Origin of the sequence: Hymenobacter rubripertinctus (assembly GCF_003583925.1) — a bacterium.
Classification (GTDB): domain Bacteria; phylum Bacteroidota; class Bacteroidia; order Cytophagales; family Hymenobacteraceae; genus Hymenobacter; species Hymenobacter rubripertinctus.
Window position 1 is genome coordinate 24,568 of sequence record NZ_QYCN01000037.1, and the last position, 14,631, is coordinate 39,198.

Consider the following 14,631-nt stretch of genomic DNA (forward strand, 5'->3'; position numbering starts at 1 on the left):
CTGACGCTTCCCATGAAAAATACCTACTTCGATAAAGCCGTGGTGCGCGTGCCGCTGTACTCGCTCGATTACTATCAGCAGTTTTTCGCCGACGACCAAACCGCGCTTGCCGCGTTAGTGCGCGACGAAACTTTTTTGAGTGGGCTATACCTGGCCTCGCCGCAGCTGTATTATGCCGTGCGCAGCCTGGAACCTGGGGAGCTGCTGGAAGACAATAAAAAGGCCCGAAAGCTCCGCCTCACCCTGGCCAAGTATGTCAACCGCCTGTCCACGCGCTGCACGCCTTTCGGCCTGTTCGCGGGCTGCGCCGTGGTCGATGTGCAGCCCGGCGCTTCGGCCCTGGAGCTGGCCGCGCCCGAGCAGTACCAGCAGCACACCCGTCTCGACAGCCAGTACCTGTTTTCGCTCACCAGCCAACTCAGTTCCGAGCCCTGGATACGGCCTTATCTGCACTATACCGCCAATACTTCCCTCTACCAGCTCGGCGATGCGTACCGTTACGTGGAGCACAGCTACCGTGGCACCAGGCGCAAATACCAGCTGGTGTCCATCGGCCAGCATACTTACATCGACCGGTTGCTGGCTTTGCTGCGTGAGGCACCGCAGGGCCTGAGGATTTCGGACATGGCCCTGAGCCTGGCCGATGCCGACGTGACGGCGGATGAGGTGACTGGCTTCGTGGAGCGGTTGATTGAAGCGCAAATTCTGGTGAGCAACCTGGAACTGGGTACCACCGGCGCGGTGCTGGAAGAACAGGCCCTGGCCGTACTTACCGAGTTGCAGCACGCGGCCGTTGCCGAGCCGGCCCATCAGGCCGCCATTGCCAACCTGCTAACCTACCTGGGGCAGCTCCGGCACAACGCCCAGGCAGCGGACACCGAGCCTATTGCGGGCAAGATGGAGGGCTATCAGCAGCTCAAAGCCCTGGCCACCGAATTCGAGCACCCCTTCGAGGAAAGCTCGCTGCTGCAAACGGACCTGACTACCACCTTCGCGCAGGGGCAGATCGATGGGGCAGTGGCCGAGCAGGTAAAGAAAGGGGCCGAGGTGCTCTCGCGCCTGGCCGCCAGCCAGTCCAATCCGCGGATAGACAAATTCAGGAAGGCCTTCGAGGAACGCTACGACGCCCGCGTGGTGCCGCTGGTGGAAGCCCTGGACATCGAGTCGGGCATTGGCTATGGCAATTTTCTGGACGACCCGCGCTCCGATATTTCGGAGTTGATTGGTGGGTTGCGCTTTGACTCGGCCAAAGCCGCGGACGAGAAAACCACCCTCAGCAGCCTGCACACCGACTTTTGGTTGCCCAAACTGCTCGACGCCCAGCGCCAACAGTCCCCGGTAATAAACCTGACCGACGCCGACCTGGCCCCCTACCCTTTCACCGGAAAACGGCTGACGACCACCTACTCGGCCATGACCTCGCTTTACCAGGACGCCGCCGGGCAGCCAGTGGTTTACCTGCAAGGGGTAACCGGCCCGACCGCGGCCAGTTGGCTGGGCCGTTTTGGCCACCAGGATGCCGACATGAATGCCCTGATGCAGGAAGTGGCCGCCGTGGAAGAAGCGGCCCACCCCGATAAGCTAGTGGCCGAAATCACCCACCTGCCGGAAGCCCGCCTGGGCAATGTGCTCCAGCGGCCGGCCCTGCGCCGCTACGAAATTCCGTACCTGGCCGGCAGCGCCGTGGATACCGAGTACCAGTTGCCAATCCAGGACCTGATGCTGTGCATCCGCGACAACCGCCTGGTGCTATTTTCGCAGCGCCACCAGCGCGAGGTGCTGCCCTACCTGACTAACGCCCACTACTATGGCAACGGCAAGAGCCTGCCGCTCTACCATTTCCTCTGCGACATGCAGGAGCTGCACGGGATGGCGGGTATGATGCTGGAGGTGGAACCGCTCCGCAAGCTGTTCCGATACGTGCCGCGCATCACCTACGGCAACGTTATCCTGAAGCGTGCCTCGTGGGTATTCACGCAGCAGGAGCTGGCCCCCGTACTGCGGGCTACCGATGCCCAGCTGCCGGCTGCCTTCGCCACCTTCGCCCAGCAACACGGCCTGCCGGCCACGTTCTCCATCGCCAAAGGCGATAATGAACTCATCATCAAGTCGGACAACCTGCTGCTGTTGCAGACTTTCGTCGACGAAGTGAAGGACATGTACCAGGTGATGCTCAACGAGGTGCTCTTTACGGAGCTGCGCCCCTTGGTAACCAACGGGCAAGCCGCCGCCTTCAACAACGAAACCCTGTTTTTCTTCCATCGCGAAGCCGCGCAGGTACCGGGCTTCCGCCAGCCGCTGCTGGCCGCGCCCGTCAAGCGCGAATACCTGCCCGGCAGCGAGTGGCTGTATTTCAACCTCTACACCGGCTTCAAAAACGCCGATCAGTTGATCCAGCGGGTGGGCTGGCAGCTGGAGCAGCTGTACGCCGCCGGCATCATCGACAAGTGGTTCTTCATTCGTTACTACGACCCGAAATTTCACGTGCGCCTGCGCCTGCACCTGGTGGACGCCCGCCGCTACGACGAGGTGTTTAACGTGCTGCATCCGCTGCTGGAACGCCTGAAGGAGCAGCAAATAGTGTGGAAGGTGGCCGTGGATACGTACCAGCGGGAGCTCGAGCGCTACGGCTTCGACAAGATTGAGCCGGTGGAGAACATCTTTTTCCACGACAGCCGCCTGTGCGTGCGCTTGTTGCAGCGCCTCTCGCGCGAAACCAGCGAAGAAACCCGGTGGCTGGCCTGCCTGGCCTCCATCGACGGGTACTTCGACCTGTTCGGCCTCGATCTGGCGGCCCGCAAGGGCTTCGCCGAAACCATGCAAACGCGCTTCACCCAAGAGTTTAACGCCACCGGTATATCGGCGCGCATCTTGGACAAAAAGTACCGCGACCAGCGGGCCACCATCGTTGGCTTCCTGGCCGGCACCCACCACCCGGCGCTGGCCGCCGACGTGGCCCGCCTCGTGCAGGAGCGCAACGACTGCCTGAGCGCCGACGCGGCCCAGTTGCACACCGTGGATGGCCAGAGCATTCTCTCCTATCTCGACAGCCTGGTGCACATGCACGTGAACCGGCTGTTCCGCACCCAGCAGCGCGTTTACGAGCTGGTGCTCTACGGCTTCCTGCGCAAGCACTACACGTCCTTACTCGCCCAGCAGACCGTGCCGGCCTAGTCCGGTCCGCCCGTCCGCGCCCGGCACGGGGCCAATCAAGTAGCTGTTTTAGCTACCTCGTCATCTGTTAATTCTCGTTTCTATGTTGTTTAGCACCTTTCCGCACTACCCGCAATACGACGAGATGGATTGCGGCCCCACCTGCCTGCGCATCATCAGCAAGCACTACGGGAAGCTGTTTTCGCTCGAACACTTCCGAAAACTCTCCAATACTACCCGCACCGGCTCCAGCTTGCGCGGCCTCAGCGAGGCGGCCCGGCAAGTGGGCTTTCAGACGCAGGGCATCCGGATTGAGTTCGACACGCTGGCCGAGAAGGCACCGTTTCCCTGCATTGCTTTCTGGCGGCAGCGCCACTTCGTTATCGTCTACAAGGTCAGGAAGGATAAGGTGTACGTATCGGACCCGGCGCACGGGCTGCTTACTTACAGCCGCGAGGAGTTTCTGAAACACTGGGCCGTGAAGGGCGACGAGGGCGTGGTTCTCACCCTGGATACTACGCCGGCCTTCGCGGAAGCCGAGTCCGACGTGGACGAGAACAAGGAGGGCCTGCGCTTCATCTCCAAGTACCTGCTGAAATACAAGAGCCTGTTGCTACAGCTCTTCGTTGGGCTGGTAGTGGGCAGCTTACTGCAACTCATTTTCCCGTTTCTGACGCAGAGCTTGGTCGATATCGGCATTCAGCAGTACAACCCGAGCTTTATCCACCTGATTCTGCTGGCCCAGCTGCTGCTGTTTTTGGGGCGTACGGCGGCCGAGTTACTTCGGGGCCAGATCCTGATCCACCTCAGTAGCCGGATCAGCATCAATCTGCTTTCCGACTTCTTCATCAAACTGATGAAGCTGCCCCTGGGCTACTTCGACGTGAAGATGACCGGCGACATTCTACAGCGCATCGGGGACCACCAGCGCGTGGAGCTGTTTCTGACCTCTGGCACACTCAACGCGGTGTTTTCCGCCATCAGTCTGCTCGTGTTCGGCGTGGTGCTGCTGATCTACAATCCGCTGATTTTTCTGGTGTTCCTGGTCTTCAGCGTGGTGTATTTCATGTGGGTGCTCATCTTTATGGGCCGCCGGGCTACGCTGGACTTCAAGCGCTTCGCCCACCATTCGCAGCAGCACGAGAAAAACCTGGAAATGATCCACGGTATGCAGGAAATCAAGCTGCACAATGCCGAGCAGCGCAAGCGCTGGCAGTGGGAATCGTTGCAGGCCAAGCTATTTCAAACCGGCCTGGACAGTTTGCGCCTCAGCCAGGTACAAACGGGCGGAGCTTCACTCATCAACGAGCTAAAAAACATCCTGATCACTTTCCTGGCCGTTAAGCTGGTGCTCACGGGCCAGCTCACGCTCGGGGTAATGCTCTCCATCTCCTACATCGTGGGGCAGCTGAACGGCCCTATCCTACAGATCGTAGAGTTCATCAAGTCCTGGCAGGACGCGCGGCTAAGCATCGGGCGCATCAACGAAATTTACCGCAAAGACGACGAGGAAGTGCCCATGGCCACGTTGCCCGTTGTACCGGCCGGCGACCTACGCGTCCAAGGGCTCACGTTCCAGTACGACAGCGGCTCGGAGCCCTCGCTACAGGACATCAACCTGGTCATTCCGCACCAGAAAGTTACGGCCATCGTGGGAGCCAGTGGCAGCGGCAAAACCACCCTGCTCAAGCTGCTGCTACGCTTCTACGAGCCCAGCGCGGGCCGCATCACGGTAGCCGATCAGCCGCTGACGGACCTGGGCCATAGCAACTGGCGGGATAAGTGTGGTGCCGTAATGCAGGAGGGCTACATTTTCAATGACACCATCGTCAACAACATCGCCGTGCGCGAGGAGGAAGAGGATGTGGACCTGACGCGCGTGCAGCACGCGGTGCAGGTAGCCAATATCCACGACTACATTGAGGCGCTGCCCCTGCGCTTCAACACCCGCATCGGGCAGAACGGCATGGGGCTGAGCACCGGGCAGAAGCAGCGCATCCTCATTGCCCGCGCCGTGTATAAGAACCCCGAGTTCCTGTTCTTCGACGAGGCCACCAGCGCTCTGGACGCGAAAAATGAGCGCATCATCAGCGAAAACCTGAGCACCTATTTCCGGCAGAAAACGGTCGTTGTGATTGCCCACCGCCTGAGCACGGTAAAAAACGCCGACCAGATTATCGTGCTGGAAAAAGGCCAGATCGTGGAAGTCGGCGACCATACTCAGCTCATCCAGAGCCGCGGCGTGTACTTCAACCTGGTCAAGAATCAACTGGAATTGGGCGAGTAGCGCCCGTCGATAAACTCCGTACTCCACTCCTATGACTGTTTCTCCCGCTACCGCCCCAACCCAGTCCCAACAGCCCGCGTTGAGCGCCGAAGTACAACGCATTATTAATATGCCGCCGACCTGGCTGGTACGCTGGGGCAATATCCTGCTACTGGGCACGCTAACCAGCAGCCTGTTGCTAGGCAGCCTGATCCCCTACCCCAACACCCTCAGCGGCAAGGCCGTGGTGGGGCCTACTACCCACGTGGTGGTGTCGGCCGCCGACGGCCGCCGTATTCGGCCCGGCCAGCGCGTTATCATTAGCCTCTATGCCTTTCCTAGCGAAAAATTTGGCGCGCTCACGGGGCAGGTGACCGCCATGCCCACCGTCGACGGCACTGGCCAAGCGGTGGTACCCGTCCGGCTAAACGAGGGGTATCGCAGCACTTACGGGCAGTTGCTGCCCGTAGAGCCGGCCAGCATGGCGCGCGCGCGCGTTACCGTGGCCGATGAGACGATTTTTGAGCAGGTAGTGCATTTTTAAGCGCCCCTACCATTCGCACCAATGCACCTGGACCAACGGCAGCCTGCCTTAAGCGTCGGCTCTTGCCCACGCTTAAGGCAGGGGCCGCTACCGCTTTATTGCCGCCAAGCGCGCGCCGCATCGGGTAGCATCGGGTAGCATCGGGTAGCATCGGGTAGCATCGGGTAGCATCAGGCAACAAGCCTAAAAAGTCCTGCGCGCTGTTGACCACCTACCAGAAAATAGTGTAGGGTATTATCGGAGCAATCAAAAAATACCCTACACTACTCGTCCTTATTTCAGCCCACGTCGCCTTTGAAGCTCTCGAGGGGCACCCGGCCAAAATCGCGGGCGGTTTCGACGTAGGTTTTCGCCTTTTCCGGGTCGGAGCTGTGGAAACTCTCGCCGCCGGCGCGGTGCAGGAACCAGCGGCGGGCGGTGGGGTCGTACTTGAAAGTAAAAATGCGCGTCCAGCGCCAGCCCGCGCCGCCGTAGTGCTCGACCAAAAAGTAGCCGTTTTTGATAACGAGTTGCCGGTATGGGTCGCCCATCATGCCGCCGCAGCTACTGCACATCACCGCGTTATCGTTGCGGGCGGCCAGGCGGAAGGTGCCATCGGGCTGGCCGGTGAGCAGCAGCAGGGGGCGGCGGGCTTCGCTTTCGCGGCGCAGGGAGTCCACCAGGATGGTATCGAGGGCCAGGAGCTTGTCGGGGTAGGCGTCGCGGTTCAGGTCGCCGGTGGCCACGTCGAGCATTTGGTAGCCGGCCGGCACGAAGGGCCGCACGGCGGCCAATGAATCCGTTACGGTAGCCCCGGCGGCGGCGGTCCGCGCAGTGGAGGCCGCCACCGCCGGAGCTACCGTAACCGTAGCACCCGACGCGGGAGCAGCCAGGGCGGCTTCGGGAGTAGTGGCGGGCGTTTCGGGGGCGGCGTGGCAGGCGGCCAGGGTCAGCAGGCCGGCGGCCAGTTGAGCAGGGAGCATCTTCATGGCCGCAAGGTATCCGGGCGGGCGCAACCGAAGGGCAGGACAGCTAAGCCATACCCCTTATTTTGTGCAGTGCATCAGTTCTTGCAGCATGACTTTGGGAAGGCCCTAACGCCGGGCCGTTGATTGGTGCCGGGTTGCCGATGATAAGTGGGCGAACTGTCCTCACAGAAACCGTTCTTTGCTCCTCATGCCGGCCGGTAGCCCGGTTTATTCCTTCTATAGCGGTTTCGCGAACCGTCAATCCGAACTGTAGAGACGCATCTTTGCGTCTCGTCGTCCGCGCCGTCCAGCTGGCCTCGTTCAACGACGAGACGCAAGGATGCGTCTCTACATCCGACCGGGTTCACCATTCGCGGAACCGCTACATCTACTGACTGATGAAAATTCTATTTACTTCCTTCCTCTATCTTATTGGCGGCTTCTTCACGCAAAGCGTGGCCCAGCCGGCCCGGCACCGGGCCGCCCAGGATTCGCTGACGGCCGAGTTGGAGGCGCTGCGCGTGCAGGGGCATTTCAACGGGTTCGGGGTGGCTATCGTGAGCGGGAAAGGGGTTTTGTACCAGCAGGGCGTGGGCTTTGCTGATGCGCAGGCCGGCAAACCCTACGACCTCCACACGGTGCAGTACATCGCCTCGGTTTCCAAAACCATCGTGGGCCTGGCCCTGCTCAAAGCCCAGGAACTGGGCAAGCTCCACCTCGACGACCCCATCGACCAGTATCTGCCCTTTAAAGTCCGCAACCCGGCCTTTCCCGATGTGCCGATTACGCTCCGCCACCTGGCTACCCACACCTCCGGCATCCGCGACAACGACTTTTACCTGAGCAAGAACTACTACCTCAGGCCTGGCCTGCCGCTCGCGGGCCTGCCGATGACTTTCGATGCCACGCAGACGTTTATCCCCGCCGATTCGGCCGTGAGCCTGCCGGAGTTTCTGCGCAACAGCCTCACCCCGGAGGGCAAGTGGTACCAGCCAAAGGGTTTTTCGGCGCGCCGGCCCGGGGAGCTGTACGAATACTCCAACGTGGGGGCCTCGCTGGCGGCCTACGTGGTGGAGCGGGCCTGCGGCCAGCCGTTCCCGGCCTTTACCAAGCGGTACCTGCTGCGGCCGTTGCGCCTGCGGGATTCGGGCTGGAGCTTCCGCCAGATTGATTTCGCCCGCTACTCCCGCCTCTATGGCTCCACGACCGTACCCCTGCCCTACTACGCCACCACCACCTACCCCGACGGCGGTTTCATCTCGTCCGTTGCCGACCTGAGCAAGTACCTGCACGAGCTCATCCGGGGCTACCAGGGCCGGGGCACCGTGTTGGGGCCAGCCAGCTACCGCGAGTTGTTCCGGCCCCAGCTGGCGGCCGGCAACTTCGAGGACCGCAACGAGCGCAACCCATTCAGCGAATCCTATAACGTGGGCATTCTGATGGGCTTCGGCTACACCGGCTTCATTGGCCATACCGGCGGCGACCCGGGCGTGGTGGCGCTGCTGTTTTTCGACCCTACATCGGGCATCGGCCGCATCCTGCTCCTGAATACCAGCTACGACGACCGCCCGAGCGAAGCGACGATGTACCAGATCTGGAACACGCTGGAAAAGTACCAGCACCGGGTAGGCGGCTGAGAGGCGGCGTTGGGCGCAGGCAACGCGCCCTTATAGCCGGTCGCGCACCAGCGTAAGCACCCGTTCCATTTCGCGGCGGATGTCGCTGGTGGGCACCACGTAGCCGTTGTTGAAGAAGCTGAAGGCCACCAGCCGGCCCGAGCGGGTGCGCAGGTAGCCGGCCAGGTTGTGGGTGTTGGTGAGGGTGCCCGTTTTGCCCCAGAGCCAGGGACCGGTTTTGCCGCCCACATAGGCCCGGCGCAGCGTGCCCGGCCCACCCCCGGCCGCCAGCAGACTCAGTAGCCGGGGCTCGGGCACGCGCTGGTGCAGCAGCAGCAGCACGGCGGTAAGGCTGCGGGGCGTGAGCAGGTTGAGGCGCGAGAGGCCCGAGCCATCCACCCACACCGGCGCGTCGGGCAGCGTGCGCAGGTAGTTGCCCCGCATGGCCCGGATAGCGCGGGCCGGGCTCAGGGAATCGGCCCCCAGGGCCGAGGAGCACATGAGCAGCAGCTGCTCGGCCAGGAAATTGTCGCTCACCCGGATCATGCGGCGGTAGAGCGAATCGGCGGGCAGGCCGCGCAGGGTGCGCACCGAGTCGCGGGCGGTGAGGCGGAGCGGGCCGGCCAGCAGCACCGGACGCCGCAGCGTGTCCTGGAGCAGCTGGAGCAGCAGGCCGGGACTGGTCCGGAACGGTACCTCATCCACCCAGCTGCGGGCGGCCGGAAACACCAGAAACCGGTTTTCCTCGGGCGGGCGGCGCACGTGGTCGTGGGCCGGGTTGGGCAGGCCGGCAGGCGTAGGAAAGGTGAGGGGGCGGAAAAAGGCCGGCAGCACCCGGGGCGCGCCCGTCCCGCCGTAGAAGCGCACCGTGTTGCCGTAGATGGGCAGCGGGCCGCGCTCGGGCTGGAAGTAGTAGCCGTAGTCGTCCCAGCTCCAGCCGGGACCGAAGGCGGGCGGGGCGGGCACCTGGGCGTAGAACAGCTTTTCGGGCCGGTTTTTCAGGAATTCATAGGCCCGGCGCGAAGGCACGTCGCCGTGGAGCAGCGTCGGGTCGCCGGTGCCCCAGAACAGCAGCGTATCGGGCCGCAGCACGTAGTGCAGGCTGGGCAGCGAGTCGGGCAGCAGCGTCAGGCCGGCGTACAGGCTGAGCAGCTTCATCGTGCTGGCGGGCGTGAAGTAGCGCGCCTCGTTGAGGCCGAACAGCTGCTGGCCGGTTTCCACGTCTACCACGCTCACGCCCACCTGATGCTGGCGCAGCACCACCGACTCGCGCAGCTGCTGCTCCAGCCAGACGGGGTTGGGGGCCGGGCGCGGCGGCGCGGCGGGGGCGGAAGGCTGGGCGGCCAGCAGGAAGGGCAACAGGGCCAGCCCGAGGGCAAGGCGGCGGATTGAAACAGCAGGCATACTGGCCGCAAGTTGGGCAATAGCGGGCGGATTGACGCGCTTTTTTCGCGCCGGCAGTCGGGCATCCCGTCTGGTTTCGCCCCCGTCGCTGGCAACGGCCCGGCCCGTGCCCCCCGCATTTTTTCTCGGCCCCCATTAAACCCTGCCCCCCCGCGAAGCTTCTATCCCGCTGCACATCGGCCCTTGGCTGCCCCACTTTTTCGCACTTCCCGCTTATGAAAACCTTCTCCTTCCCCGCCCTGCTATTGGCGGCCCTGCTCCTGGCCGCCGCCCCGGCCAGCCTGGCCCAAACGACCACTCCCGCTCCCACCACGGCCAGCGGCCGGACCGCCCACCACGAGGCCCGGGCCTATGTGCGGGAGCAGGTGCTGCCCGCCGTGCGCCAGCAACGTCAGCAGCTGGAAACCCAGCTCACCGCCGCCGACCGCGCCCAGCTCGCCATCTACCGCAGCCAGCTGCGCGAAATCCGCGACAAAGGCCAGGCCCTGCGCCAGTCGTGGCGGGCGGCGGCCGGAACGCCGGCCCCGCCCACCGGCTCCCGCCCCACGCTCACTGAGGCCCAGCAGCAGCAGGTGCGGCAGCTGCGCACCGAAACCAAGGGCATTCTGGCCAGCGTGCGGGAGCTGGCCCAGCAATACGCCCCCAACATCAGTCGCCTGACTGCCGTCCTTGAGCCCCGGCAGCAGAAATGGACTGCCGACCTGCACGCCATCATCGGGCGGGCCGGCGGACCGGCGGAAACGGCCGCCCACGCGGGCCGGCACCAGCGGCGCGGCGGCCCGATCGGGCGGCTGCTGCGGCCCACCGCCTTCCTGCTGCTCGACCCCATCGCCCCGGCCCCCACAGTGCGCGCCCAGAGCCGGGTGTACCCCAACCCCGCCACCGCCACCACCCAGCTGGCCTACGAGGTAACCAAAGCCGGCCCCGTAACCGTGGAGGTGCTCGACAGCCGGGGCAACACCCTGCGCACGGTAGCCCAGAACGGCCAGCAGGACAAAGGCCCGCACACGCTGGCCGTAGACGTGGCCGACCTGCCGGCGGGTACTTACTTCTTCAAAATCATGACTCGCGCCGGGGCCGAAACCCGGCGCTTCGTGAAAGAGTAACCGCCGCCCGGCCCACTAATGGGCCGGGCCGGGCGTTACGCAAGCGGACCCGCCGGTGCGGGTCCGCTTTTTTGTGGGCGGCCCGCCCCCGGCCTGCTATCTTTACGCCCTATGCTGCGCTCCTTTCTCACCTGGTTTTGCTTTCCCCTGACTTCGCTGCTGCTGGCGGCCTGCTGCGGCTCTACGGCCTGCGAGTGCAACGACGCCTACACCGATGCCATCGGCCTGCGCTTCAGCACCGACACGCTGGGCACCACGCCGGCCGGTTTCAAAGCAGCCGAAATTGACACCGTGTTCCTGATCCGGGTGCCGCTCGATACGGCCCAGCGCCCCAAGGCCGACACCGTGCAAATCGGGCGCACCCAGGCCCGGGCGCTCAGCCAGCCCGTCATCCTCAACAATACCACGCCCTTCACCCAGGCCGGCAACCGCAAGCTCGATCAGTACCGCTACCAGCTCTACCTGGCCAAAACCCGCCTGGCCAAGCGGCATACGTTTGATTACTACATCGATAAAGTGGAGCTGACAACCGTGTACCGGGCCGATGGCTGCTGCACCTGCTTCGACAACACCAACAAACAGGTGTACGTGAACGGGAGCCCCACCCCCACCGACCTCACCGACCAGGAGAAGCGCAATCAACTGGGCCTGCTGGACGTGCAGCGGCGGTAAGCTCCGCCGTCGAACACGTCCGCCCTCCCCCGTTGCGCCGTATAGCCCGGAACCTGCACGGTCGGTTCCGACCGGCCCTGAGCCCTGACCGTTTGCCCTTATGTTGCCAGAAGCTACTCCCGCCGTTTCCCCCACCTTTCCCTTCCGCACCACGCTCAGCCTGGAGCCCCTGATTGCCTACTGGAAGGCCGGCGAAGAGTCCTTGAATGAGGGCATTGCCCTGCTCTCGCGCTCGGTGGGCGCGCAGGTGGCCGCCGCCGACTGGGTCCGGGGTCCCATCACCGACCTGGCCCTGCTGGAGTGCAACTGCGACCTGGTGGAAACGCTCATGCTGGCCGTATTTCCGCCCGCCTCCTTCCCCACCGACATCGTGGGGGCCGTGGCCCCGTTTCAGCGCCAGAGCTTCTACTACACGCCCCGCTTCGCCGAGGTCGTGCTCAATGCCCAGCATATCATCAAGCAGCCGCTCAACATCACCATGCCGCAGCTGGAGCTCTACACCACCCGCATGGCCTACCAGCTCATTCTGGAGAAGGTGTACGGGGTGCGGCTGCCCTTGCAGGGAAGCATTATTTTCACGGTGCCCGATTACAGTATCGGCCTCTACCGCCACTACGGGGTGGAGTTCAACTCCACGTTCCTGGAAGTGAAGGTCGTCGGCGAAAAGCCCGCGCTCAGCCCCGAGCAGCTGGAGTTCCTGAGCCGCAACCCCCAGCGCGCCGACTTGTGGCTGGAGCAGCTGCCGCCCCACCATTTCGAGCTTGAGGGCTTCAACATCCTGCACCTGGTGGATGTGACGGAGCAGGAAATTCTCTCCGAGCTCAAGTATGATTTGCTGGAGCGCGACGTGCTGCAGGCCTCCGACCGGCTGGAGCAGATTCAGGAAAAGCTGCGGGTGCTGTTCGGCAAGCCGTTTTTGCAGCTCGGCATTGCCGCCTACGATGAGAAGAAGCGGGCTTTTGTGGATTTCGGCCGCAAGATCAACCACAGCTTCCTCACTAAGCAGCTCCACACCCCCGACGCCGGCTCCGGCTTCCGCCAGATTTACGGCCGCCTCTGGGCCGACCGCCGCCCCCTGGTGCTCGAAGACGTGGAGCAGGCCGACATTCCGGAAGACCTGCGCGCGCAGATTCTGGGCCTGGGCATCCGCTCGGCCATCCTGGCCCTGCTGCCCTACGGCGACGATACGGTGGGCTTGCTGGAGCTGGGCTCGCCCAACGTGGGCGACCTCAACGAGTTCAGCCTCGAAAACGTGAACCAGTTTCTGCCCCTGTTCGCGGTGGCCGTCAAGCGCAACGCCGAAGACATCCAGACCCGGGTGCAGGCCATTGTGAAGGAGAAGTTCACGGCCATTCACCCCACCATGGAGTGGCGCTTTACGGATGCGGCCCAGAACCTGCTCCAGCAGCACGAAGACGGCAACCGCCAGGCCGAAATGGAGGACATCGTGTTCCACGACGTGTACCCGCTGCACGGCTCCAGCGACATCCGGGGCAGCAGCATGGCCCGCAACGAGGCCATCCAGGGCGATTTGGTGGAGCACCTCACGCTGGCCGGCAAAGTGCTCAAAAAGGCCTCGGAGTTTCAGCAGCTGCCCATCCTCGACGAGCTCAAGTTTTACGTGAGCAAGAACCTGCGCCGCCTGCGCCAGGGCATCGTGAGCGGCGACGAGGTGAACATCCTCGAATCGTTGCGCACCGAGATGGAGCCGCTCTTCGAGTACCTGGGCCAGAATACGCAGGAGCTGCGCCCCGTCATCGCCCAGTACTGGGCCCAGATCGATACCGAGCTGGGCATCCTCTACAAGCGCCGTAAGGCCTTCGAGCAGAGCACCACCCTGCTCAACGATGCCGTGGCCAACTACCTCGACGAGGAGGACGCCAAGGCCCAGGCCATGTTTCCGCATTACTTCCAGCGCTTCAAAACCGACGGCGTGGAGCACAACATCTACGTGGGCGCGGCGCTGGTCGAAGACAAGCCCTTCGACCTGGTGTTTCTCAAAAACCTGCGCCTCTGGCAGCTGCTGACGATGGTCGAAATCACGCGCCGCACGGTGGCTTTGCGCGATACGCTGCCCGTGCCGCTCGAAACCACCCAGCTCATCCTCATCCACAGCCAGCCCCTGAGCATCCGCTTCCGCCAGGATGAGCGCCAGTTCGACGTGGACGGGGCCTACAACATCCGCTACGAAATCATCAAGAAGCGCATCGACAAGGCCACCGTACTGGGCACCGGCGAGCGGCTCACCCAGCCCGGCTACCTGGCCCTCGTCTACTCCCAGCAGCGCGAGGCCGATGAATACCTCGAATACCTCGACTACCTCCAAGACCGCGGCCTGCTCGAAGACGACATCGAGGAGCTCGAACTCGAAGAACTCCAGGGCGCCAAAGGCCTGCTGGCGTTGCGGGTGAAGGTGAAATTGAGTTAAAAATTAAAAGTGAAAAATTGGCCGTTCGGCTGTCATTCCCACGAAGAAGGAATCTGAATAAAATCGTTGAACGAAATTAGCTCAATGATTTGGGTCACGTTTCTTCTCCTTCGTCGGAATAACAGCCGAACGGCCAATTTTTAATTTTTCACTTTTAATTTTTAATTGAAACATCCCCCGCAACAAAATCAGCCAGAGCAGCGCACCGGCGAAGCCGGCCAGCACGTCGGTGGCGTAGTGCACGTGCAGGTATACGCGGGTGAGGCCAATGAGCAGAGCGAAGAGCAGCAGCAGAGCTGCCCAGGCCGGGTGGTGGCGGTGGCGCCACAGAATCCAGGCCAGGCAGCCGTAGAGGGCCAGCCCGATCATGGCGTGGCCGCTCGGGAAGCTCAGGCCGGCCTGCTGAAACAGGGCCGACTGGGGCCGCAGGCGGTGGAAATACGTTTTGAGCACCTGGTTGAGCAGTGAGGAACCTGCTACTGCCCAAAACACCTC

Annotated in this window: 10 protein-coding genes; 7 read left to right on the plus strand and 3 right to left on the minus strand. The window is 63.1% G+C overall.

Annotated features, from left to right (window positions below; translation table 11 throughout):
• Positions 1–12 precede the first annotated feature (12 nt).
• From D0T11_RS18240 to D0T11_RS18250, 3 genes are all read left to right on the plus strand, one after another.
• A complete protein-coding gene (locus D0T11_RS18240; RefSeq protein ID WP_119657244.1) occupies positions 13–3,174 on the plus strand; it encodes a lantibiotic dehydratase in 3,162 nt (1,053 codons plus the stop codon).
• 82 nt (positions 3,175–3,256) lie between these two features.
• A complete protein-coding gene (locus tag D0T11_RS18245; protein WP_119657245.1) occupies positions 3,257–5,440 on the plus strand; it encodes a peptidase domain-containing ABC transporter in 2,184 nt (727 codons plus the stop codon).
• Positions 5,441–5,471: 31 nt separating this feature from the next.
• Positions 5,472–5,963 carry a hypothetical protein gene (locus D0T11_RS18250; protein ID WP_147374719.1) on the plus strand — a complete coding sequence of 164 codons (492 nt, stop codon included), beginning with the start codon at positions 5,472–5,474 and terminating at the stop codon, positions 5,961–5,963.
• A gap of 278 nt (positions 5,964–6,241) precedes the next feature.
• On the opposite strand, the gene D0T11_RS18255 is transcribed toward D0T11_RS18250, so the two are convergent.
• Positions 6,242–6,931, minus strand: a complete 690-nt coding sequence (locus tag D0T11_RS18255) for a hypothetical protein (protein WP_119657247.1) — start codon at positions 6,929–6,931, stop codon at positions 6,242–6,244.
• Positions 6,932–7,308: 377 nt separating this feature from the next.
• On the opposite strand from D0T11_RS18255, the gene D0T11_RS18260 reads away from it, so the two are divergent.
• Positions 7,309–8,547, plus strand: coding sequence for a serine hydrolase domain-containing protein (locus D0T11_RS18260; protein ID WP_119657248.1), 1,239 nt, complete (start codon positions 7,309–7,311; stop codon positions 8,545–8,547).
• Positions 8,548–8,577: 30 nt separating this feature from the next.
• Here the strand turns inward: D0T11_RS18260 and D0T11_RS18265 are convergent, their stop codons facing one another.
• Entirely contained in the window at positions 8,578–9,930 is a 1,353-nt protein-coding gene (locus D0T11_RS18265; protein ID WP_119657249.1) for a D-alanyl-D-alanine carboxypeptidase/D-alanyl-D-alanine-endopeptidase, read from the minus strand.
• A gap of 215 nt (positions 9,931–10,145) precedes the next feature.
• On the opposite strand from D0T11_RS18265, the gene D0T11_RS18270 reads away from it, so the two are divergent.
• From D0T11_RS18270 to D0T11_RS18280, 3 genes are all read left to right on the plus strand, one after another.
• Positions 10,146–11,036, plus strand: a complete 891-nt coding sequence (locus D0T11_RS18270; protein ID WP_119657250.1) for a T9SS type A sorting domain-containing protein — start codon at positions 10,146–10,148, stop codon at positions 11,034–11,036.
• Positions 11,037–11,147: 111 nt separating this feature from the next.
• On the plus strand, positions 11,148–11,708 hold the full coding sequence (locus tag D0T11_RS18275) for a hypothetical protein (protein WP_119657251.1): 561 nt from the start codon (positions 11,148–11,150) through the stop codon (positions 11,706–11,708).
• Between the two features lie 100 nt (positions 11,709–11,808).
• Positions 11,809–14,136, plus strand: coding sequence for a GAF domain-containing protein (locus D0T11_RS18280; protein ID WP_119657252.1), 2,328 nt, complete (start codon positions 11,809–11,811; stop codon positions 14,134–14,136).
• A gap of 81 nt (positions 14,137–14,217) precedes the next feature.
• Here D0T11_RS18280 and D0T11_RS18285 read toward each other — a convergent pair.
• Positions 14,218–14,631, minus strand: a 414-nt coding sequence (locus D0T11_RS18285) for a phosphatase PAP2 family protein (RefSeq protein WP_147374720.1), incomplete at its 5' end; no start/stop codon positions are given.

Excerpts from the sequence above, each read along its gene's own strand:
- D0T11_RS18240 (WP_119657244.1), top strand. The coding sequence starts at position 13 with ATGAAAAATACCTACTTCGATAAAGCCGTGGTGCGCGTGCCGCTGTAC.
- D0T11_RS18245 (WP_119657245.1), top strand. The coding sequence starts at position 3,257 with ATGTTGTTTAGCACCTTTCCGCACTACCCGCAATACGACGAGATGGAT.
- D0T11_RS18250 (WP_147374719.1), top strand. The coding sequence starts at position 5,472 with ATGACTGTTTCTCCCGCTACCGCCCCAACCCAGTCCCAACAGCCCGCG.
- D0T11_RS18255 (WP_119657247.1), bottom strand. The coding sequence starts at position 6,931 with ATGAAGATGCTCCCTGCTCAACTGGCCGCCGGCCTGCTGACCCTGGCC.
- D0T11_RS18260 (WP_119657248.1), top strand. The coding sequence starts at position 7,309 with ATGAAAATTCTATTTACTTCCTTCCTCTATCTTATTGGCGGCTTCTTC.
- D0T11_RS18265 (WP_119657249.1), bottom strand. The coding sequence starts at position 9,930 with ATGCCTGCTGTTTCAATCCGCCGCCTTGCCCTCGGGCTGGCCCTGTTG.
- D0T11_RS18270 (WP_119657250.1), top strand. The coding sequence starts at position 10,146 with ATGAAAACCTTCTCCTTCCCCGCCCTGCTATTGGCGGCCCTGCTCCTG.
- D0T11_RS18275 (WP_119657251.1), top strand. The coding sequence starts at position 11,148 with ATGCTGCGCTCCTTTCTCACCTGGTTTTGCTTTCCCCTGACTTCGCTG.
- D0T11_RS18280 (WP_119657252.1), top strand. The coding sequence starts at position 11,809 with ATGTTGCCAGAAGCTACTCCCGCCGTTTCCCCCACCTTTCCCTTCCGC.